At 61.2% G+C, this 23,415-nt stretch carries 15 protein-coding genes; 1 reads left to right on the forward strand and 14 read right to left on the reverse strand.

Features of this window, described 5'->3' with window-relative positions; translation table 11 throughout:
- Nucleotides 1–39: 39 nt before the first annotated feature.
- From VJR68_RS09530 to VJR68_RS09585, 12 genes are all read right to left on the reverse strand, one after another.
- A complete protein-coding gene (locus tag VJR68_RS09530; protein WP_324147436.1) occupies nucleotides 40–798 on the reverse strand; it encodes an efflux RND transporter periplasmic adaptor subunit in 759 nt (252 codons plus the stop codon).
- On the reverse strand, nucleotides 795–2,336 hold the full coding sequence (locus tag VJR68_RS09535) for a TolC family protein (protein ID WP_324147437.1): 1,542 nt from the start codon (nucleotides 2,334–2,336) through the stop codon (nucleotides 795–797). Before VJR68_RS09535 ends, VJR68_RS09530 begins: the two co-directional genes overlap by 4 nt.
- Before the next feature lie 27 nt (nucleotides 2,337–2,363).
- Nucleotides 2,364–10,712: a DUF4347 domain-containing protein gene (locus tag VJR68_RS09540; protein ID WP_324147438.1), complete on the reverse strand. Its 8,349-nt coding sequence runs from the start codon at nucleotides 10,710–10,712 to the stop codon at nucleotides 2,364–2,366.
- Between the two features lie 744 nt (nucleotides 10,713–11,456).
- The gene (locus tag VJR68_RS09545) at nucleotides 11,457–12,074 is read right to left on the reverse strand and encodes a phage tail protein (RefSeq protein ID WP_324147439.1); all 618 of its coding nucleotides are present in this window, start codon (nucleotides 12,072–12,074) and stop codon (nucleotides 11,457–11,459) included.
- 118 nt (nucleotides 12,075–12,192) lie between these two features.
- A complete protein-coding gene (locus VJR68_RS09550; protein WP_324147440.1) occupies nucleotides 12,193–12,810 on the reverse strand; it encodes a phage tail protein in 618 nt (205 codons plus the stop codon).
- 71 nt (nucleotides 12,811–12,881) lie between these two features.
- The gene (locus tag VJR68_RS09555) at nucleotides 12,882–13,199 is read right to left on the reverse strand and encodes a DUF6916 family protein (RefSeq protein ID WP_414647763.1); all 318 of its coding nucleotides are present in this window, start codon (nucleotides 13,197–13,199) and stop codon (nucleotides 12,882–12,884) included.
- A gap of 54 nt (nucleotides 13,200–13,253) precedes the next feature.
- Nucleotides 13,254–13,859 (reverse strand): GNAT family N-acetyltransferase, encoded by a 606-nt coding sequence (locus VJR68_RS09560; RefSeq protein WP_324147451.1) that lies wholly within the window; start codon nucleotides 13,857–13,859, stop codon nucleotides 13,254–13,256.
- A 249-nt stretch (nucleotides 13,860–14,108) separates the two neighbouring features.
- Nucleotides 14,109–15,455, reverse strand: a complete 1,347-nt coding sequence (locus tag VJR68_RS09565) for a hypothetical protein (RefSeq protein ID WP_324147442.1) — start codon at nucleotides 15,453–15,455, stop codon at nucleotides 14,109–14,111.
- Nucleotides 15,456–15,714: 259 nt separating this feature from the next.
- Entirely contained in the window at nucleotides 15,715–16,170 is a 456-nt protein-coding gene (locus VJR68_RS09570) for a hypothetical protein (protein WP_324147443.1), read from the reverse strand.
- 71 nt (nucleotides 16,171–16,241) lie between these two features.
- Complete coding sequence (locus VJR68_RS09575) at nucleotides 16,242–18,278, reverse strand: alkaline phosphatase family protein (protein WP_324147444.1); 2,037 nt, start codon at nucleotides 18,276–18,278, stop codon at nucleotides 16,242–16,244.
- Between the two features lie 367 nt (nucleotides 18,279–18,645).
- On the reverse strand, nucleotides 18,646–20,292 hold the full coding sequence (locus VJR68_RS09580) for a multicopper oxidase family protein (protein ID WP_324147445.1): 1,647 nt from the start codon (nucleotides 20,290–20,292) through the stop codon (nucleotides 18,646–18,648).
- A 73-nt stretch (nucleotides 20,293–20,365) separates the two neighbouring features.
- The gene (locus VJR68_RS09585) at nucleotides 20,366–20,896 is read right to left on the reverse strand and encodes a lipocalin-like domain-containing protein (protein WP_324147446.1); all 531 of its coding nucleotides are present in this window, start codon (nucleotides 20,894–20,896) and stop codon (nucleotides 20,366–20,368) included.
- Nucleotides 20,897–20,990: 94 nt separating this feature from the next.
- On the opposite strand from VJR68_RS09585, the gene VJR68_RS09590 reads away from it, so the two are divergent.
- On the forward strand, nucleotides 20,991–21,851 hold the full coding sequence (locus VJR68_RS09590) for a LysR family transcriptional regulator (RefSeq protein WP_324147447.1): 861 nt from the start codon (nucleotides 20,991–20,993) through the stop codon (nucleotides 21,849–21,851).
- A gap of 63 nt (nucleotides 21,852–21,914) precedes the next feature.
- Here VJR68_RS09590 and VJR68_RS09595 read toward each other — a convergent pair whose 3' ends face one another.
- Nucleotides 21,915–22,385 carry a GNAT family N-acetyltransferase gene (locus tag VJR68_RS09595; protein WP_324147448.1) on the reverse strand — a complete coding sequence of 157 codons (471 nt, stop codon included), beginning with the start codon at nucleotides 22,383–22,385 and terminating at the stop codon, nucleotides 21,915–21,917.
- Between the two features lie 115 nt (nucleotides 22,386–22,500).
- Nucleotides 22,501–23,415 (reverse strand): autotransporter outer membrane beta-barrel domain-containing protein (locus VJR68_RS09600; RefSeq protein ID WP_324147449.1); only part of this gene is annotated, 915 nt, incomplete at its 5' end.

Raw genomic sequence — 23,415 nt, forward strand, 5'->3', positions numbered from 1 at the left:
CGGGGCGCGTCGATGTGAACGTTTTGAGTCACGGCACCGTTACGGTTTAGCGAATGTGGCCCAGCCACTCATGCCAGGCAGAAGCTCGGGAACGTCGCCGACCAGCGCGGCCGTAACGTCCACCGTTTGCGTGACGGGATCCACGCGCGCGCCGATCCGCGCAACGCGTGCGTCATAAGTCTTGCCAACTTCATCGACTTGTACGGTCAACGGGCGGCCTGGCTTCATCCAGGTCAGCCACTTCGAAGGCACGATCATCTTCAATTCCAGATGGCCGGTATCGACGATGGTCAGCAGCGGCTTGCCTGCCTCCACGAATTGATCGGGTGCGGTCGTACGCTTGACCACACGGCCGGAGAACGGCGCACTGATCACGCAGTTGTGTACGGTAGCCTGCATGTAGGCCACTTCGGCAGCGCTGCCTTTGGCCTTGCCGCGTGCCTGTGCCACTTCCAGCTCGCCGACCGAGTGGAACTGGGCCAGCTTGGTATCGGCCTGCAGCAGCTCCTGTGCGGCTTCTGATTCGGCCTGCGCCTTGTGCAATTGTGCGTCGTAGAGTGCGCAGTCGAGCGAAACCAGCGTTTGCCCGACGTGGAACGCGTCGCCGTCGCGAAATGGCAGCGTGGCGATCTTCCCGGCTATCTCGCTGGATAGCTCCACCTCATCGCGTGAAACCAACTGGACACGGATGCGCCCGTCATCGGCTGCCGGGTGCGATTGATCTGCTGCGTTACCCTGCTGCGTCGGCCACATCGCCAAAAAAACGATGTAGCCAAAAGCCATGCTGCGCAACTTCATGGTTTGTTGCCGCCTCCCTGAGCGAGGGTGTCCCAATGCTTTTGTTCCTGATCGATTGCCTGCTCCAATGCAGCCAAGTCGTGCGACTTCACGGCATCGGGTACCGGATCCAGGCCAAGCGTGGCGAGCAATTGTCCATAGGCGCTTTCAAGTTCACCGTAGCTCTGATACAGGCGCAATTCTGCCATCATCGCGCCAGCTGCCGCCCGGATCTCGTTGAGCTTTCCGACCGCATTCGCATTGGCAGCGTTGCGAGTATGTTCGAGGATCTGTTGATCCACCTCATTCATCTGCTTAAGCAGCTCGAACTGACGGCGCTTGGCAGCCAGGTCGGTGCGCGCGACATGCACCTGCGTCAGGACTGCCATCGCCAACGCCTCGCGCTGGACACGCGCAACGTCAAGCTGGGCCTTGGCCTCGCCTCGGATGTTCTTTACGTTCAGCACATTTAAGAGATTCCAGCTCACGCTCAGCCCGGCATCGCGCCAGGTATGGAAGGCGAGAAAACTGTTGCTGTCGTAATGCTCACCCAACTCCACCTGGATGCCCGGCAACAGTTTGGCCATCGCCTCGTGCGTTTCATTGACGCCGATGCGTTCGTTGTAGCCTGCTTCGAGCAGCTCTGGACGACGTTCCAATGCGGTGGTTTCCATCTGCGCGATGGGCATGTCGAATTGCGGTTCGTCGAAACCGGCCGGCGGCGCAAGCTTGAACTCCTTACCGGGATCGAGGTTCATCAGCGACGCAAGCCTAGGCTTGGCCTCTTCGAGCTGGTCGCGTACTAATTCCAGTTGCCGCATGAGGTCGAGCAGTTCATGCTGGTAATTAAGCGTATCCAGCGGCGAGGCCAATTGCGCCTGTTGCTCGCGCTTGGAATCGTCAAGCGCTGATTGCGCCGCGTCGAGCAACGGGCCAATGCGATCATGAATGCGCTCGGCGCCCGCTGCTTCCCAGTATGCCTCGCGCACTTGCTGCATCAGCAATTGCACCACCTTGCGGCGGCGCTGCTGCACGACTAGCACACGATCGGCCTGCTCTTTCGCCTCGTAGTAACTCACACCGAAATCGAGCAAATTCCAGGAGAACGAGAGGTCCGCGGTGTGCATGTCCTTGTCGGTGGAATATGACGGCGGCACCGTGGTTTCGCTTGGATTGTTGAGCAGCACCGAGCGCGAAGCCAGCTCGTGATTGCGCGCGGTGTAGCCTGCCGCCGCCGTCAATTTCGGCAGGAGGTCGAAGTTGGAAAGATCCAGTTGCCGCTGCGCGAGCGCCTCTTCCATCATCTTCTGCCGCTGATCGAGGTTGAAGCGGATCGCCCGCGCCAGTGCCTCGTCGAGCGTGATTGGACCATTCACTGGATCCTGCTGGCTGAACATCTCGGTGCGCTCGGTTGCCGCCATGTGCGCGCGTTCAGCGTCCGTGAACGGTTTTGGATGAATGGCGCAACCGGATAGCAACACCACCGTCGACAATGCAAGCATCAGCGGAGTGCGGCGAAGCCAGGTACCGGTACGCGCAGCGGGAAAAGGCGAATTCACGTTGATATCCCCTATTCTATGATCGTGTCAAGTGTGCGTGGCAGACATCGAAGAGCGCACTGCGGGCGTCGAATCTTCATGCTGCATGGGTACAGAACGAACGACATGGAAGCTGCGCCGCTCGCGTTCGAACTGCTCACTCAGCGAGGGCTTTGTGGCAATAGTTGGTACATGCTGCGTACCGCGATGAAGCTTGGCGTGAGACGTGTGGCCATTGCCGAAATCGAGCACGATTTCGCGATACGACTGATGTCCTTCTTGGTCACGCATGGCCACGAGCAGGCGCAATTCGCGTGGCCCGTGTCCGCGTGCTGGCGCATGGCCTTGCAACTGGCCGGTGGCCGCGTCGTAGTGCGCCCAACTTGGCAGCGCGCGACCATTGGCCTGTGTCACGGCAACGATTCTCGCGTTTTCGCTCACCCATGGGGTAAGCGCCAGCGCGAACCTGGCTCCCGGCGCAGCAGCTTGATGTTCGGTAACAACCGGCACGTTGAATGGCGCGACGATTGACTTGGGCAACGCCATTGGCTGCCCCTTGACCTGCGTCTCGCCCAGCACGTCAGGACGGCTGTTTTGTTGCGCGCTTGGGGCGGTGAAAGTTGCCGTATGGAAAAGCAGCGTGGGTTGACCTGGTACGAGTTCTGGTGCGAGTGCATCCAGCACGACGGGTTCGCTCGCCAAAACATCCACCGTCTCTGCTGTCGTCGGTGCAACGGGTAGCACAGGAGGCTCAGCCGGCACAGAGGTCACGCCCTTGAAGCCCGCGTTGACAGTGATTGCGCGCGTCGCGGCAGCACTATCTACCGTGCCGTCGTTTACCACAAAGGCGATGGTCCGGTTGCCAGCAGCAGCCGTGAGCGACGTATCCGTATACGCTACCGAGGCCAGCGCAGCTTGCCATTGCGCCAGCGTGGCCGTATCGCCAGCAGACGTGAGCGTCAATATACCCGTCGACACATCGTATGAGCCGATGATGTTGCCCGTGGACGTGCTGTTGTTGACGAACAACAAGCGGTCCTCACCGCGGTGGAAACCGGAGACGATGGATACGGTGGCGCTTGCAAGCGTGGTGTTGTCACGGTCGGAGACGGTAATGCCAGGATCAATCAACACCGGCGCGGTATGCCCGATGCCGCCGAAGACCGCGATGCCGCTGGAAGTCGTGACGACAGGTGTCTGGTCGACGTCGGTGACCGTCACCGAGCGCATCGCTGCCAGGCTGGTCTTGACGCCATCGTTGATGGTGAAGCTGATCGTGCGCGTGGCGTTGTTCGGCGTGATGGCGGTATCGGTATAGGTGATCGACTTCAGCGCTGCCTGCCATTGCGCCAATGTCGCCGTAGCACCCGAGGATGTAAGCGTGAGCACGCCGCTCGCCGCATCGTACGACGCGGTGACGTTGCCCATCGTGGCGCCGTCGTTAGCGAATGCGAGTACGTCTTCACCGGCGTGGAAGTTGCCGGTAATAGCCACCGTAGCTGAAGCCAGCGTGGTGTTGTCCCGGTCCGACAGCGTGATGCCGGTATCGATCTGCATGGGTGTCGATACGGTGTTGTCGCCAGCGGTGAATGAGGCGCTTCCGCCCGACGTCGTAATGATGGGTGTTTGATCGGTCTCGGTAACCGTGACCGACCGTATCGCCGCGGCACTGCTCTTCACACCATCATTGACAGCAAAGCTGATCGTCCGCGTGGCGTTGTTCGGCGTGATGGCGGTATCGGTATAGGTGATCGAATCCAGCGCCGACTGCCACTGCGACAGTGTCGCCGTAGCACCGGAGGAAGTAAGCGTGAGTACCCCGGTCGCCGCGTCGTACGACGCGCTGATGTTGCCCATCGTCGCGCCGTCGTTGGTAAATGCGAGTACGTCCTCGCCGCTGTGGAAATTGCCGGTAATGGCCACGGTGGCCGACGCCAGCGTGGTGTTGTCGCGGTCCGACAGCGTGATGCCGGTATCGATCAACACTGGTGTCGAGACCGTGTTATCTCCGGCTACAAACGAAACGCTTCCAACCGAAGTCGTGATGATGGGCGTCTGGTCCGTATCGGTGACAGTGACCGCGCGCGTCGACGCGGCACTGTTCTCCACACCATCGTTGACAGTAAAACTGATCGTGCGCGCAGCATTGTTCGGCGTGATGGCCGTATCGGTATAGGTAATCGAAGCCAGCGCTGCTTGCCACTGCGCGGCCGTTGCCGTCGCGCCGGACGAGGTAAGCGTGAGCACGCCAGTCGCCGGATCGTACGACGCGGTGATGTTGCCCATCGTCGCGCTGTCATTGGTGAACGCCAGCACGTCTTCGCCGCTGTGGAAATTGCCGGTGATGGCCACGGTGGCCGACGCCAGCGTGGTGTTGTCGCGATCGGACACGGTGATGCCGCCATCGATCACCACGGGTGTCGACACGGTATTGTCACCCGCCACAAAAGCCGCCGAGCCACCCGAAGTCGTTACGATCGGCGTCTGGTCCGTATCGGCCACTGTTACCGTGCGCGTGGCTGTATTGCTCGTTACAGCGCCTGCATCTACCACGGCGAAGCTGATCGTGCGCGTCGCCGTATTCGGCGTGATGGCGGTATCCGTGTAGGTGACCGAGTCGAGTGCGGTTTGCCATTGCGTGAGCGTGGCTGTGGCACCCGCTGAGGTCAGTGTCAGCACGCCCGTGGCTGCATCGTACGAAGCGCTGATGTTGCCCATCGTCGTGCCGTCATTGATGAACGCCAGCACGTCCTCACCGGCGTGGAAGTTGCCCGTAACCGATACGGTGGCGGTGGCCAGCGTCGATGCCCCACCGTCCGTGATGGTTAGGCCCGAATCGATTGCCACCGGCGTCGAGGTCGTGTTGTCGCCGGCCGCGAATGAGGCGGAACCGGCATCTGTCGTAATGACCGGTGGAGCGAGCACATCCACTGTATCGGTGGCCGCGGCGCTCGTCTTGATGCCGTCATTGGTCGTGAAGGCGATCGTCCTGTCGCCAGGCGTCGCCGTCGTGCTCGCTGAGAACGTTACGGCGGAAAGTGCATTAGCCCACTGCACATCAGAGGCCGAGGCACCCGACGAGGTCAGCGTCAACACGCCGGTAGCCGAGTTGTACGAACCGATGATATTGCCGAAGGTGGCCGAGCTGGTATTCGTGAAGCTAAGCGTATCGCCACTGTGGAAGCCCGAGGTAATCGAGACGCTGCCCACTGATTGCGTGCTGTTATCGCTGTCACTGACCGAGATCCCGCTGTCGATCGTCGTGGCCAACGTACCGCCTACGTAGTTTGTGGTTCCACCCGTGGTCGCCACGATTGGCGTCTGGTCGGTATCAGTGACCGTGACCGTGCGCGTGGCCGTGTTGCTCAGAAAGGCGCCGGTGTCGATAGCTTGGAAGCTGATGGTGCGCGTTGCGTTGTTGGGCGTGATGGCCGTGTCGGTGTACGTCACCGCATCGAGCGCCGCCTGCCACTGCGCAAGCGTCGCCGATGCGCCGGAAGACGTCAGCAACAGCACACCTGTCGCCGCGTTGTAGGACGCCGCAATGTTGCCGAATGTCGCCGAACTCGTGTTTGTGAACGTGAGTACGTCCTCGCCGCTATGGAAGTTGCCGGTGATCGCAACGGTAGCCGAAGCCAATGTCGGCGACGTGCCGTCCGTCAGGCTCAATCCCGAATCGATGACGACGGGCATGGACGTCACATTGTCGCCCGCCACGAACGCAGCCGAACCCGAATCGGTCACGATGGTAGGTGGACCAAGCAATGCCACCGTATCCGTCCCCGCCGCGCTGTTTTTGATGCCGTCGTTGACAGTGAACGAAATCGTGCGATTACCCGGCGTCGCACTCGAGCCGGCTGAGAATGTCACGGCGCTCAACGCGTGGGACCACTGCGCGTCGGTCGCCGTCGCACCCGATGATGTCAGCGTCAGCACGCCCGTGGCCGCGTTGTACGAGGCCGCGATGTTGCCCATCGTCGAGCCATTGTTGGTGAAGTTCAACGTATCGCCGCTATGGAACCCTCCGCTGATCGATACCGTGCCCGACGATTGCGTGGTGTTGTCCAGATCGCTGACCGAGATGCCGCCATCGATCGTCGCGGCGGCTGTGCCGCCAACGTAGTTCGTCGTGCCGCCCGTCGTCGTCACGATCGGCGTTTGATCCGTGTCCGTCACCGTCACCGTGCGCGTGGCCGTGGCGCTCGTATTACCCGCACCATCCACGGTGGTGAAGCTGATCGTACGCGTCGCATTGTTCGGCGTAACGGCCGTGTCGGTATACGTCACCGATTGCAGCGCGCTCTGCCATTGCGCCAGCGTCGCCGTCGCGCCGGAAGAAGTCAGTGTCAGCACGCCCGTCGCGGCGTTATACGACTGGACGACGATGTTGCCCATCGTCGAACCGTCGTTCGTGAAGGCGAGCACGTCCTCGCCGCTATGGAAGTTGCCCGTGATCGCGACCGTTGTCGTGCCCAGCGTCGTCGCGCTGCCATCGGTGACCGCCACACCCGCATCGATTACCACGGGCGTCGACGCCGTGTTGTCGCCCGCCACGAACGCGGCCGAACCCGAATCGGTCGTGATCGTCGGCGGCGCCGTGATGTTGACCGTGTCGGTCACCGCCGCGCTCGTCTTCGTGCCGTCGCTGGTTGCAAAGGAAATCGTGCGGTTGCCGTAGGTGGTGCTTGTGCTGGAGAACGTCACCGATGACAACGCGCTGGCCCACTGCGCGTCGGAAGCCGTGGCGCCCGACGAGGTTAGCGTCAACACACCCGTTCCCGCGTTGTACGAAGCAACGATATTACCGAATGTCGTCGAGTTCGTATTGACGAACGTCAGCGTGTCGCCACTGTGGAAGCCACTCGTGATCGAGACAGTACCGGTCGATTGCGTCGTATTGTCCAGATCGCTGACCGTGATGCTGCCATCGATCGTCGCGGCGGTCGTGCCGCCAACGTAGTTCGTCGTGCCGCCCGTCGTCGTCACGATCGGCGTTTGATCGGTGTCCGTCACCGTTACCGTGCGCGTCGCCGTGGCGCTCGTATTGCCTGCCCCGTCGACCGAGGTGAAGCTGATCGTACGCGTCGCATTGTTCGGCGTGACGGCCGTGTCGGTGTACGTCACCGACTGCAGCGCGCTCTGCCATTGCGCCAGCGTTGCGATATGGCTCGCCGACGTCAACGTCAATACGCCCGTGGCCACGTTATACGAGCCCGAGATGTTGCCCATCGTCGCGCCGTCGTTCGTGAAGGCGAGCACGTCCTCGCCGCTATGGAAGTTACCCGTGATCGCAACGGTCGTCGTGCCCAGCGTCGTCGCGCTGCCATCGGTCACCGTCAAGCCCGAATCGATCACTACCGGCGTCGACACCGTGTTATCGCCCGCCACGAATGCAGCCGAACCCGAATCGGTCGTGATCACCGGCGGCGCGGTGATCGTGACCGTGTCAGTCGCCGCCACGCTCGTCTTCGTGCCGTCGCTCGTCGCGAACGAAATCGTGCGATTGCCGTACGTCGTGCTCGTGCTTGAGAACATCACCGAGCGAAGCGCGCTATCCCACTGCGCAAGGGTTGCCGTCGCACCGGATGACGCCAGTGTCAGCACCCCTGTGGCCGCGTTGTACGAGCCCGAGATGTTGCCCATCGTCGCACCGTCGTTCGTGAAGTTCAGCGTATCGCCGCTATGGAACCCTCCGGTGATCGATACCGTCCCCGATGCCTGCGTCGTATTGTCCAGATCGCTGACCACGATACCGCTATCGATCGTCACGGCCGATGTTGCGCCCACATAACTCGTCGTGCCGCCCGTCGTCGTCACGATCGGCGTTTGATCCGTGTCTGTCACGGTCACCGTGCGCGTAGTCGTGGCACTCGTATTGCCCAGACTGTCCGTCGCCGCGAAGCTGACCGTACGCGTCGCGTTGTTCGGGGTAACCGCCGTGTCGGTGTAAGTCACCGCTTGCAGCGCGCTTTGCCATTGCGCGACCGTCGCCGTCGAACCGGCCGACGTCAGTGTCAGCACACCTGTCGCGGAACTGTACGACGCCGCAATGTTGCCGAACGTCGTAGCGTTCGTGTTCGTGAACGCGAGCCGGTCTTGTCCGCTCGCAAAGCCGCCCGTGATCGCGACTGTTGCCGACGAGAGCGTACCGATTGCAGCATCGCTCAATGTCAGGCCTGAGTCGACCGCAACAGGGATGGAGGTCGCGTTGTCTCCCGCCACAAACGCGGCCGAGCCGGAATCCGTCGTGATCTGAACGGGATTGACGACATTGATCGTGTCGGTCGCCGCAGCGCTTGTCTTCGTGCCGTCGTTCGTCGTGAACGAAATCGTGCGATTGCCGAGCGTCGTGCTTGAGGTCGAGAACGTTACCTCCGACAGCGCATGTTGCCATTGCGCATCGGTGGCCGTGGCGCCAGAAGAGGTCAGTGTCAGCACACCCGTCGCTGCGTTATATGAGCCCGAGATGTTGCCCATCGTCGAGCCATCGTTGGTGAAGTTCAGCGTATCGCCGCTATGGAACCCTCCGCTGATCGATACCGTCCCTGATGCTTGCGTGGTGTTGTCCAGATCGCTGACAGTGACGCTGCTGTCGATGGTCGCGCTGGACCCACCCGAGTAATACGTCGTCATCCCGCCCGTCGTATGCACGATCGGCGTTTGATCCGTTGCCGTGACGGTCACGTTCTTTGTCACCGTATTACTGGACGTGAAATAGGCGTCGCTCGTCAACTCAAAGCTGATCGTGCGCGTTGCCGTATTCGGCGACACTGTCGTATCCGTGTAGGTCACTGCACGGAACGCGTTCTGCCATTGAGCGATAGTGGCGGTGCCGCTCGTCGACGTCAGGGTCAACACACCGGTCCCGCTGCTGTAAGAGGCGCTGATATCACCGTAGGTCGCGGAATTGGTATTTACGAACGCCAGCGAGTCCTGGCCGCTCGCGAAATTGCTGGTGATACTGACCGTGCCATGCTTCGCAGTGGTCGCATCGCCATCGCTCAAGGTGATTCCGTTGTCGATCACAACGGGCGTGGAGGCGACGTTGTCAGCTTCGACAAAGGACGTGCTGCCGCCGCTGGCCGTCATGGTCGGTGGCGACGACAGATCGACATAGGCGAAGTTGTTGAACGTCGGCGACAGGAAAAATCCGTCCGTCTCGACGAATTTCAGGGTGGTAATGCCGGAAAACCCTGCGTTGCTCGAAAGGTCCACATGACTCGTGGAACCGGTAATGGCAACTGACGCGACGATGCTACCGGACGCATTGAGTCCCTCGATCGTCACCGCTCCACCGAATGTGTCGACATCGAAACTCTGGACAGCCATCTTGTCGCCGTTTGTCAAAGCCATCGTCATCGATGTCAATTGCGTGCCCTGCACATTGCCGAACAGCACCCCATCGGTCGGACCCGTGCTCAACGGCGGCGTGCCGCCTTGATTGACAGTTGTACTGTCAACGGCAAACTCGACGGGCTGATCCATCGTGTACGTGAAGCCATCGAGCGAAAACGACGTAACGCCCGTAGCGCCGCCTGGCGTAACGTAGCCCAGTTGGCTGTCATACGTTTCATCCGTCACCGCCAACAATGCGCCATATTGCTGCTCGGCCGCAGTTGAAAAGATCACCCGCGTATGTACAGCGCCCGCATCGTATTCAAGCACCCAATCGCCGCCCAACGCCGCCGCACCTGTCGCATCGGTCGACGCCGCCACGTTCAATCCGGAAATCGAGGCGATCTGCTGCACGAATGCCTTGCCGTCCGCGTTTTCGGCGACGTCACAACCGTAAATCAGAAAATCACCGCCGGGCTTCATGGCCGCGCCGATCTGCGCAAGCTCGGCGCTATGTGCTGACAGGTCACCTTCGGTGAGCCACGTGTCGCCGACCTGAAATTCGCCGTCCGCCCCGTGCGAGATGAGGTGGATCGCGCTCACATCGTGGTGCTGTTGCAGGTACTGGGCGATCTGCTGAAGACCATCGGTATCGGCGTTCAGTACCACATAGCGTGTGCCGGCCGGCAGTCCCGTGATCAGCTGTTGATAGTTGGCCACGTTGGAGTTGATGAAAACCACTTGGCTGGCCTGGGGGCTACTGGTCATATCACGGTTCGCCTGGGCCAGGCTACGTGCAGGCGTGCTGGCGTGCGCTTGGGTTGCGCCGTCGCTCCCCACTGCCGCGGCCAGTTCGGTCGCATGCACGATCTGGGGCCGAATGCCAGCGATGTGCGCGTTGACTTCGACATGGTGCTGCGCCATGCCGGCCGCCGCGACCGATGCGTCATAAACAATGCGAGGCTCAAGCACCATCAGCAAGGGCGCCGGCGCAACCGCCTTTGAAGTGCTGCGCTGGTCGCGCATACCGAGCCGCTTGAGAAATTCCAGAGCCTTCTTCATAACGACAACTCTCCAATAGCGGCGCACCGCACGGGGTGCACGTGCGACGCAATCGCTCTTGTGAGCGGCTGTTCGCTAGCGAATACAGGGTGGCGTAGTACACGGCGGGACAACGCAGTAGAGGTCCGGCACGCGGCATGGACCGACTCACCGCGCCGGCCATTCGATGTTTTTGAAAAAATCATTTGGCCTGTGCTGACGGCCAGTACCGCATAAGTAAGGACGCGCGCCACATCTCCCCCTGATGTCGCTGTGGCCTGTGTTGCAGCCCTATGCGCCGACTCCGGTTCACGGCCGGACGCCTAACGCAATGTCATACCCTGCTGCTCCCCTTGCCGGCCTCTACCCATCCGGCACCTCCATTTGTGAACACCCGCCTGAACCTACGCACTCCACACCCCGGCGCGCAACGGTGCTCTGACACAGCTTACCGCTCCCCGGACGAGCTTGCGTGAAGCTTGCCGGCCGGAAATTTACCCAACCACCGCAGACAGCGCAATCAAGATTTATGCCACGCTAGATTTCCCTTCGCCCGTAAAGGCACACGCCAAGGCGGACAAAGCTTTCGCGGCGTAGAACCTGCATTTCTTCGCGGAAATGACATCCAGCGCACCCGGAAACTGACCAGGCGTGTCAGATGCGCGAAGAAGCCTACGGGAATTTTGCACAATCCAATTCGAGTCCAGACGCCTGCCGCCACGCGAAACGCAGACGGCGAGGCGTGAAGACTGGACATCCGTTGGTTCAACCCCGCGTTGGGAAAATGCCCTGCATCGAAATAATGGCCGTGAGACCGAGGTAGGGGGACTGCACCGAAAACGGCTGGCTGGCGCCCGTGGTACCCACGTTGATCGCAGGGAGCGTACCGTTCGACTGCAGCGTAAAAGGCTTCAGGTTGGTATTGGCCGCGGTCGTGGTGTACAACTCACCTGGCCGGCCACCGGCGCTGACCGATCCCAACACCGTGGTCGCTCCGGGGGTTGCCGTCACGGTGCCGGAAGTCGGCGACGAGCAAGCCGGTACCGAAACACTGCCGCTTACCGACAGGCTTCCGCTGCTTTGCGCCGTATGCGTATGCGCAGGCAGGTTGCTGAGGGTGAGCTGGATGGACTCACTGCCGCCCATCTCGCCGGGATCTACCGTGGCAAGCCCCATACCCGTGCCTGTGCCGACCGGCGAGCGTCCGCGTAGATCAGGCAGACCGAACGTGCTTTGGCCATTGCCTCCGTAGACCGTCCCCAACAAGGCGAACAGCGCCTGGTTTTGGACGATCGATATCAAATTGCCAGCGCATTGGGCCCAGCCGACGGGCGCGAACGTAAAGCCGACAAAACGAATTTCGCCGATATACGGATCGCTCATGATGTTCCCCCTGCTTGAAAGTGAAGGATCGAGTGGTTATGTCACCACCCGTGCGGCGGCGCTGCGCCGCACGGGTCGATATATTGGAACGCAGGCCATGCATGGCCGCGATCAAGGCTCAGGAGCGGGTCGGGTAAATGCCCTGCAACGCGATGATGGCCGTGAGACCGAGGTAGGGCGATTGCACCGAAACCGGCGTACTGCCGCCGGTGGTACCGATGTTGATCGCAGGGAGCGTACCGGTCGACTGCAGCGTAAAAGGCAGGAGATTGGTGTTGGCTGCGGTTGTGGTGTACAGCTCGCCTGGCCGGCCACCGGCGCTGATCGATCCCAAAACCGTGGTCGGTCCGGGGGTTGCCGTCACGGTGCCGGAAGTCGGCGACGAGCAAGCCGGAACCGAAACACTGCCGCTTACCGACAGGCTTCCGCTGCTTTGCGCCGTATGCGTGTGCGCGGGCATGTTGTTGATGGTGAGCGTGACGGATTCGGTGCCTGCCTTCTGGCCAGACACTACCGGACTAAGCCCCAGGCCGGTGCCCGTGCCGACGGGCGTGCGTCCTTGCAGATCAGGCAGGCCGAACGTGCTTTGGCCATTGCCGCCATAGGTTGTACCCAACAAGGCGAACAGCGCATTGTTCTGGCTGATCGACATCAGGGCTCCATTGCACAGAGCCCAGCCGACCGGCGCGAAGGTGAAGCCAACAAAACGAATTTCTCCAAGAAACGGATCGCTCATAATGTTCCCCTGCTAGAAAGTGAAGGATCGAATGATGACGTCGCTACCCGGCACGACGGTTCTGTGCCGTGCTATGCGGTGTCGTTGGAACGCAGGTAATGCATGACTGCAGCCAAGTTGGCCTGGCCATTGGCGCTGGGCCGCGTCGGCGTGGCAAGCAAATCCCAGGACGCGCCATCGGGCGCCGTAATGCGATAGGTATCCTGGGGAAGCCAGATGCCAACGGGCAGCTCGAAAATCGCCGAATAGCTGACATACGTTTCATCCATCGCGACGCCGACCGGCGCAGCGGCCAGGCGCGCCTCTACGCGACGGCCATCGGCTGTTTCCAGCACGAACGATTGGTGTAGCGATGCCATGAGTGCTTCATGAGTTGGAACAGCCTGCATTTGCCCCCCCTTGTTGCGTTCGCGGCCATGCCGCCAACGTCATGCAAACGTCGACTACTGAAAGTGATGGTTCAAACCTCTTACTGACGCCCGCGCCCCTTCATCGTCAAAGGGCATGGCACGCCGATGCATCAGTTCGTAGATACCGTTTTCACCGGTCGGCACGAATCCAAGCCGGCGATACAGCGTGCGAACCGGATTGTTGAATTCCACAAACAGCTGCATGGGCCTATGTTTTCGCGCCACTTCGGCCACGATCGCGCGCATCAGGCGCGTGCCGATGCCTTCGCCGCGATACGCCGGCAACAGTGCGATATCGATCAGCTGGACAACGTCACCGTTCCAATCGTGGTAAAGCCGGCCGACGTTTCTCTCACCGCGCATGATGATGTCAAAACGACCATGTGGATAATGCCGGCGGTAATAGTCGTGCTGGATGGAAAACTGGCTGGCAAGCAGCGTCTCGGCTTGTTCGAGCGGCATGCCCGCACTCATGAATTCCTGCCTCCGCGTGGACGAAAACACATCGCGAAGAAAATCCATGTCCGCATCCGTGGCGGCGCGTAACGCGATGTCATCCTGCGACCCGCGGACAACGTCATCCGCCGATGAGCTTTCGGCTCGTCGTCTCAACCACGTATCACTGCCATCCATCCCCATGGAACCCACGTGCCCCCTGTCCCTTGCGGTCCGGAATCTACTCGGCCGATTGTTAAGGTGAGATCAAGGAGCGCCCACTTGCTTGACTCGAAAAAGCGCCGAGAAAACCAGGAGTTTTTCGGTGTGCCACTGCACAACGCAATCTACGCGAAAAATGCCGTCCGTTCTGCGAATAATCACTGCAGTGCATCACGAGCCGGGCCGCTCGCTTGATGAGCAGCCCGGTTCGCACTCTGACCGTACGATGGGTCAATGAATGTCGTTAAGCGCCGGATCGCGTTCCACCTTGAACACCTTGGCCGGCGGCTTAGCCGACTTCATCAGCTTCAAGCGAAAATTGCGCGCCTGTTGACACGCGTTGCCGCCGCCGACGAACACGCCGCCTTGGTCGCACTTCCAGTCATAGAAATTGGCGATGCCGCCAGCCAGCTGCAGGCTGTAGTCGGTACTCAGCGCTACTGCATCGAACGGCACGCCGGCTTCTTCATTCTGGAACCAGCGCATCCATTCCTTCGAGCCCACGGGCGGTACTTTGTCCGGCGCCTGGAAGGTGGGATTCATCGGTGAAAGCTGCGGGCTTTCGGCGGTCATGTGGCAGCTCATGCAAGAGCTGACCGGGTTGTCGACCGGACCATTCAGACGTCCATTCCAACCCAGGTGCGTGGGCGGCAACTCGGGCTTGGCATTGATCGCCGATTCCATAATGGTCGGGTTGATCTTGGTAACGGTAGGTTGCTTGTTGGTGTAGTCGTTGCCGTTGTTTTCCGGATCGTTGCCCCACATCACTCCCACCGGCACCAGGTTGTCCCAGCCCGGCTTGCCGGTGATGGCACCGTTGTACTGGAACGTACCGAAGACCCAGCCTGTGCCCGGCACGCGGCTATCGCGCACGGCGAAATCCATCTGGATCAGGGCGACGTTCTTGATCTCGCGATTGGCCGAATCGAAGCTGTCGGTGATATAGGCCTGCCACAACACCGGATTGACCAGGAACGGCACCTGCTTGAGGTCGATGTCGGCAAACAGCGCTTTGCACACCACGGTTCCGTCATGGAAGCTGTTGGGCTTGGAGGTAACGTTCGGATCGGGATCCTGCGGATTCTTCCAGACCTGCCCGATGGTATAGGCGCCAACGTCGTTGTAGATGCCCACGGCGTAGGTCTGTCCGGTCGTGACCTGCGTCGGTGCAAGCTGCTTGGATTGGATCTGCGCTTCCTTGGTAAGCCCGTGGATGCCTTCGCGTCCCAGCGGTCCGTAGTGTTGCCATGGCATGTGATACCAATGCCGAATGGTGTTCTTCTGCACGTCCCAGTCGTTCTCGACGTTGCCTTCCAGGCAATACTGCTTGACCGCATCCACGTACGGCCGCCATTGCTCGAAGTTGTTGGTGAGCTTGGCGGGCAGCAGCTTGAAGAACGCCGGCACCGGTCCGCTCGGCGGCGTTGCCGGATAGTTCTGACTCAAATGGAACAGCGGACCCGTGTAGGTTGCCGGCGGCTGGTAGCCATAATCCGGAAAGGTGCCCGCATTGACAACAGCACTTGTTATCACCAATGCCGCGACGGCACTGGCTTTTACGCCTTTGGCGAAAAGCATGTTGTTTCCCCTTTGTTGGTCGTCCTGTCACACCCAGGCGTTGCGCCTGCGTTCTTGTCCGGTCTGACGCTGGCCCGGACAGCCATTCCTTGAATTCGCCGATTAACTTGAGCTTGGTAACGTGGTGGAAACGTGAAGACCGCTGCATCGCTTTGCCCGTGCATCCACGGCAGGCAACCGATCGGTGAGCTCTGTTGGCCAACGCTGCGGACGCGCCGAATTTGCGCGTCCGCTTCCGCCCGCGGCTATACCGAAGGCATCAATCGGCAGGTCCGGTGCAAGCCGCGTAGCGCTTGCCGTCGACGTCCAGCGCCGGGGTTCCGTCCAGCATCACCTTGCCGGAAAAATGCTGGGCCGAATCGAGCTCGATGTGCGCGGCACCTTTGTGCCTGCCGCAGTTCACCTGCCATGCCAGCGCGACGTTCGTGCGATGTTCGCCACTACGTTGGCAATTGGTTTCAGGCTGCGAGCTGTCGGCAAACGTGGTCCACGGATCGGCACCATCGTAGAAGCATTTCCATTTCACTTGGTCCTGCGCGTGGACGCCCTTGAGCGTGTGCAGCGTAATCTTCCACAACCCCGGCATGGCCTGGAAATCGGCCGGATCGGCGTGCACGCCAGTGCTGACGGCGGCGGATGCGCCGATCAGCATCAGCGCGGCGACGGGGTTGGACCAGCGGCTCAGGTGAACGGTAGAGCGTGCGAACAAGGTCATCGTGGATAGGCAGCGTAAGTGAAAGAAATGCCCTGCCCGCTTTCGCAGGCAGGGCATACATCAGAGCTTACTCAGTTTTTTGTTACAGCATCGCTGCTGTCGCCATCCCAATGACGATGGAAGTTGAACATGTCCATCAGGTCGCCGATGGCCGGTGCATTGAGCGGCACATACGGGTTGTTGGGTAGCGAGATCGGGTTCGGCAGGTTGTCGCGGCTGCGATGGGAGATGGTTTCATCCAGATCCCAGTTGGCTTCCACGAATTTGTCGAAGGACACGTGATCGTAGTAGGTGTGCACCACGTGGCCACCTTGCGAGTACTTCGACACCACCAGCAAGGGAATACGCGTGCCGTCGCCGAAGAAGTCGATCGGCTGCACGTAGCCGGAGTCGTAGTAGCCGCCGCCTTCATCGAAGGTGATCATGATGGCGGTGTTGTCCCACAGCTTCGGGTTGGCCTTCACCGCGTCGATGATCTTCTGCGCGTAACCTTCGAACAACTCCAGCTTGCTTGAAGCTGGATGGCCGTCCAGAAGTCCATCCGGCTTGGCGATGGCCACGGCCGGCAGGGTGCCGTTCTGGATGTCGCTGAAGAGGTTGTTGAGATCCTGGTTGTTCGCGCGCAGGGCCGGGTTGGTCATGATCTGCGTGGAGTACAGGAACGGATCGCAGATGTTGCAGAAAGTGCCGGCTTCGCCGTCTTCCTTGCCGCCATCCCAGCCTTCACCGTAGTACTTCCAGCTGACGTGACGACGCGACAGCAGCAGGCCGAGGTTCTGTTGCTTGGTCGGCGGAATGGTGAATTGATCCGCGCCCAGCGGTGCCGGCGTGCCATCGCCCAGATAGCCGGGGTTGTAATTGTTCACCAGGTAATACGCGCCCTTCTTGCAGTCGCCGTGGCGGAAAGCGTCGTACGGCAGGCTCTTGAGATATTTGCGCACGGCGCCGACACCCGGCTGGCTGTCATCGGAGCAGTTCACATAGGAACCGCCGCTGTAGCCGTCCTGCACCCACCAGTTGTTGGTGCCCGACTGCGAGTTCGGGTTTTCGATCTGGTTGGTCGGCGGTACGACGGGGTCACCGTTCGCATCGGCGTAATAGATCGCGTCACCGAAGCCCAGCATGATGTGGTTGGCACCCGTGCCGCCCATCACCGACTGGTGGAAGTTGTCGCTGAGCGCGTATTGCTCGGCCAACTGCTTGAAGTACGGCGCATCACCCTGCGCCATGTTCAAGAACTGCATGGAGGTGGAGCCTTCACCGGTGGTTTGATCCGTGAAGTTGGCCGGCTGGGTCTTGCCGTTGTTGCCGGCACCCATGGTCACTTCCACCCATGGGAACAGATCCGCGCGACAGCCGCTGGGATTCTTCCACGTCGCGTGGCTCATGCTGCAATCGAGCTGCTGCCACATCTGGAAGAAGCGGTGCACCGGGCTGTTGGCATAGTCGTTGTAGCTGATCGAAGCATGCATATCGACCGGAGCATTCGCCAGCGTGGCAGGGAAGCGCGTGTCCTGCACGTCGTTCGGCAGTCCCGTGCCACCTTCGGCGAGAAAGGGATAGTAGTCCGTCGGCAAAGCCGGTTCGATCGCTTCGGCTTGCGCAACCGAAGAAAGATAAGCCTGCGTGGGCGCGCCACCGGTGTTCATCACCGGCAGGTTGGCATACGCACTGGTGTGCTTGGGCGCGAGCGAATAATCACCGGTCTGGCTCGCCTGCCACTGCTGCGCCTTGGCCACGTTCGGGCCGGGCGTGCCGTCGGCTTTCACGATGCCTTCGGACAGCAGGTTCTCCACCGTTTGTCCTTTCGGCGGCGTATAGGTGGCAAACACGTGATCGAAGGTGCGGTTTTCACCGATCAGCAGGATCACATGCTTGATCGGCGTGCGCGTGCGATTGCTCGCATCCGCGGAATCCGGGCTGTAGAGCGTGACGGCACCACCGGGTTGGCCGCTTACCGGCTTGATGGCGGTGGCAGGTACGTTGGCGCGAAATTTTGCGTCATTGGATTGATCGGCATTCTGCGCATTCGCCACGCCGACGAGGCTGGTAACGAGCGCGCAAAGTACAAAGGGTTTCAACCGGGTACGGCCATACTTCGTGGGCATAACTGGTGTCTCCTGCTGGCATGTCGCGAAAGCCTGCAATCGAGTAATCCCCCTGATTACGGTCTGCGAGGTAGAGCCTGTTCAAGACCTCAACGTGGTTTGCATGGCCCCTGAGTGCTCGTCAGGTGGTCGTGCGTGGCGCAGCGCCAGACTGGTTGTCTGGTCAAGCCGCGCGCGGCCGCATGGCGGTCACTCAGGGGCCATGCGGGCTGCGCTGAGGTCTTGGACAGGCTCTAATCCCCGCAGACCGCCGGGAAGTCTGCGCCGCTCATGTGACGCGACGTTGGCAGGAGCGCGACATCACGTCATGAAGTGATGACAGTGTTGCGACAAAGGTGACGATAGGCATGCCGCATTGACGCGCTCTTTACGATTGCGCGGACAGTACCTCGAACGGCCGCATCATTTCGTTGTCCTCGTGCTCGAGGAAATGGCAATGCCAGACGTAGCGGCCGGGTTCGCCTTCAAAGCGCATGGCGATGCGCGTGACCATGCCGGAGTCGGCGCGTACCGTATCCTTCCAGCCAAGTTCTTGCGGTTCAGGTGGCATGGCGGGGCCCGTGAATACGAGCTTGCGGTGGGCATTCCATGCGAACAGATCGAACGGCCGGCGATCGATCACCTGGAAACGCACCAGATGCAGATGGATCGGGTGCGCGTCACCGGTAAGGTTGACGAAGCTCCAGGTTTCGATACTGTTCTGGCGCGGATTTTCGGTGACCGGATCGGACCAGCGCTTGCCGTCGAGCAGCATCTGCATCGCATTGCCATTGGCGTCGTCGGTTTCGTTGAGCGTGAGAACGCGTTCGCGCGCGGCGGTGGCCGGATCGATGCGTGTGATCGGGCGCAGCGTTGCAGGTAACGCGGAGGTATCGCGATGACTTTGAGCATGAACGCGAAACTCTACGATGCCTTGCGATTCATGGCGCAATTGCACGGATTTACCGGCAAAGCCGGCGAAGTCGATCACCACGTCCGCACGCTCGGCGGGATAGAGTTCGATACGCGCGCGCTCCAATGGCGCAGGCAGCAAACCTTGATCGCTGGCGATCTGCTGCATGGCTTGATCGTGCGATAGCGACAGATCGAAGAAGCGCGTGTTGGCGACGTTGATCAGGCGGAAGCGATAACGCCTCGGCTCGACTTCGAGATAGGGAAAAACCTTGCCGTTGCACAGCACGAGATTGCCGAGGCATTGCATCACCCACGGCGCATGCGGGTCATCCGACACGGGATAGTAGAGCTGCCCATCCTGGGCAACGAGCCGATCGCATAGCATCAGCGGAATGTCGTAATCACCCGCAGGCAGATTGAGCGCCTGCTCTTCCGCATCACGCACGATGTAGGCGCCGAACAAGCCGGCGTAGATGTTCAACCGGGTGATGCCCATCGCGTGATCGTGGTACCACAGCGTGGCCGCATCCTGTCCGTTTGGATAGTGGTACAGCGCCGAATGCCCTGGCGGGTACCAGTCTTCCGGAAAACCATCGGATTTGGCTGGCGCACGCGCGCCATGTACGTGCGTGACCGCGCGCACTTCCGGCTTGTCGCGTTCCGCGCCGTGGATGGTGTGATCGACGGGCAGGAAATGCTTCGACGGCAAGCCGTTGATCCATTCGATCAATAGCGGTTCGCCACGCCGCGCTTCGACGGTCGGACCGGGAAACTGGCCCTCGTAGCCCCACATCGGCGTCGCCGGTAGATCGCGATGCAAGCGTACTTTGCACGCGCGCATCGTCATGCGATAGCACGGCAACGTGCGGCCGGGATATGCCAGGTGCGCGCGCGCGCCGGATGCGCGCGCCAGCTTTGGCACGGGAAGCGGATCGACGTAGCGCGCCAGCGAGCTCGGGTTGACCAGCGCCACCTTGGGCGCCGCCAGCATGGCCGCACTGGTTCGCGCCGGCATCGCCATCGGCATGGATGCGCGTGCCTGGGACCAGACATCGGCGAACGTATACGCGCCGACGAGCACACCGGCGCTGCGGAGAAAATCACGCCGCGTAAGGGCCATTCGCTGGAGAACTCAATCGCTGAATCGTCCAGCCACCCTAAGCGCCGCACATGACAAAACTATGGCAGTGCTTTCAGTGGCCGTCCGTCGTTGCATCGACACGCCGCCATACCGAAATCGGCACATCGCCGTTCGGACGCGGCGGCACGCGATAGCTCAGCACGTCGCCTTTCAATTCGTATTGACGGTGCTGCTCTTGGCCTTCCCAATTGGGATATGAGGCGCCTTCAATGCGAAAGACCAGTTCGCTACGCGCCGAATCCACGCTGACAGTGCCGAAATGCGTGCTGGAGCCCATCACGGCAGCCTTGTATTCGACATCGCTGCCCTTGGCCTTGTCGGCGCCGCTGAAACGCGGACGATCGGCGCTGAAAATTTGCAACGAGTAATGCCCTTGCTTGTCGATCAGCAGCAGGCCCTTGGGCCTAGCGCCGAAATCGGAGGTACGCGAGCCATCCGCATGCAATACGTCCGCCGCCGCCAGCGTCCAGGTTCCGGCCAGCGTGGGCGGCATCACGGGCGGCATGGCCAGCGCGGCCGAGACCGGGAGGATCAGGTTGCCCAGTAGTGTTCCGACCAGAATGGACCAGCTCGATCGTTTCATAGCGGTGTTGTCCGATGTGTCATGCGGCAAAGGCTAGCGGTGATCGGTCATGTGATATACCTATCGCATCCGCTTTCAATGATTCGAATTTCACATGACTGATTCCACCCGGATGCTGGACATGGAAGCGGTGCGCGCCTTCGTATGGATCGCGCAGATGCGCAGCTTCACCCGCGCCGCCGAGGCTTTGAACAGCACGCAATCCGCGCTCAGCCTGAAATTGAAGAAGCTCGAGGAACACATAGGTCGCCGCTTGCTCGAACGCACGCCGCGGCAAGTGCGCCTTTCCGCCGAAGGCGCGGTTTTTCTGGATGCGGCGCGCGCACTCGTCGACGCTCACGAACAGGCCATCGGCACGCTGCATGCGCCACAGCGGCGGCTGGTCATCGGGCTGAGCCATCAGATTGCAGGCATGCAGCTGCCAGCAGTGCTGCGCCATATGCACAGCCAGCAGCCGCAGATCCAGTTCGAACTGCGCATCGCCGGCTCGCGCGAATTGCTGGGCTCGCTCGACGCCGGCACGCTGGACGCTGCGCTGATCATCCAGTTCGACGACATCCGCCGGCGTGGCGAGAAGCTCTTCGCCGAACCCTATGGCTGGGTCGCCTCCATCGAGGCGGCCAACCGCATCTGCGAACCGATTCCGCTGGCCACGCAAGGCGAGCACTGCAGCATCCGCAACCAGGCCGTGCGCCTGCTCGATCGTGCCGGCATCCGCTGGAAGGAAGTCTACATAGGCCAGGGCGCCGCAGCGCTCGGCGCCGCCGCTGCGGCGGGCCTGGCGGTGGCCGTATTGGCGCGCGCCGCCACGCCGCAGGGAACCATGGATGTCGGGCCGGCGCTCAAGCTGCCCGCGCTGCCCGTGCCAAACGTGTTCCTGTATTCGAACCTGACGGACAGCGGCTCGCGCAGCGTGTTGCGCACGTTGGCGAGGGCATTCAAGACGGCGGGTTGAGTGATGCTACCGGCGCTTCAGCTTGCGAACGATGCCTACGAAGCCCTGTTTCCACGTGGCTCGTTATGCCACCAACATCCGCTGCATGACCCGCTCACCATTCGCCGCCACACCGACGTGCACGAACCCGAGGCGCGCCAGTAGCCGTTGCGCCGCACGCCGTTCGAGCTTGCGATTCTCGATCGTCGCCACCAGCCGACGTGGACCGCCCGGCTCTTGCGCGAGTTCGGCGAACCCTTCAATCATCCGCTCCATCACGCGGACATTCAGGCCCACGTGCCGGCTGCTCGGGCGAACGAAGATGCGCACGAAACCATACGATCGCTGCTGATCGTCCAGGCTGATGCCAACCGTGCACACGCCGGCAAGGTTTCCGCTTTCTTCCTCGTGCAGTACGCACGCCACTTCGAACGAACGGCGCCACGCTTCATCCGGATTCGTCAACGCACCCTCTTGCAACCAGAACGCGACGATCTGGCGGCGCAAGCCTGGCGTGATGCTGCCGAATACCCATTGGACGTTGAAAGCGCGCATCGATGTTCCAGGTGAAAACACAATCGGTGGCGATCATAGCGATCTTGCCGTTCACTATGTCTTCAAACGACCGACATCAACCCGCCCCTGCACGCAGGGGCGGGAACAACGCTACTTAGAACTTCTTGCTAAAGCCCACGCTCAACGCGTTGTCATTGACGTGATTGGCGAACTGACCCTGGTAGTCCAGGTACAAGCTCCACGAGGCACCCGCCTGCGCGGTGATGCGTGCGCCCACCGTCGCCATGCCACCGCCCAACGATGCACCCGGCATGGCGAACGCCGTGCCGTCCTGGCTAGTGGCCTGCACCACGGCGTCGCCGCCGTGCGCGTTGTAGCGGTAGCCCACGTCGAACTGCGGCACGTAGCTGATGCCCTGCGCCACGAACGAACGCGAAAACTGCACGCGTGCATATGGCTGAAGCGTGGTGTACGTGCTGTGCGCAGCTTGCACCGCAAAAGCCGAAGCCAACGGATTGTTGCTCGACACGGTTTCGCCGAAGGCATCCAACGTCTGGTGTTGATAGAGCGCACCGAGCGCCGGCGTGATTTGCCACTCCGCCGCGGCAACCGGCCATGCGGCTTGCAACGCCGCGGATGTGGTAGTGCCGTCAGGATGCGCCACGCTGTGGCCAATACCGGTCTGGCGATATACGCGGTAGCTGCTGTGGGTTTCGTCGATCAGGCCGGACAGCACCACCGCACCGGCGTTGGCATAGGCATACAAACCGCCGTGTACATTGTCGATGTTGCCATTACCGTCGTTGCGATCACTGCCGTTGATGCGATCGAAGCCGGCTTCCACGCCCACGTGCAGCGCATCGCCCACTGCGTGATCGAAACCGCCCTGCAGCCCGAACACCGAACTGTTCATGCCGTTGCTGCCGGTGAGCGAATCGCTGCCGGCGCTGTACTGCACCCACAGGTCGCTATGGCACGACGACGCAACCGTGTTGGCGTGCGCAGCGCTGTTGCCGTTGCACGCGGTGTCATCCGAACGCAGCGTGGCGCCCAGCACGGTGGAGAGCGA

This window comes from Dyella sp., assembly GCF_035277725.1.
GTDB lineage: Bacteria > Pseudomonadota > Gammaproteobacteria > Xanthomonadales > Rhodanobacteraceae > Dyella_B.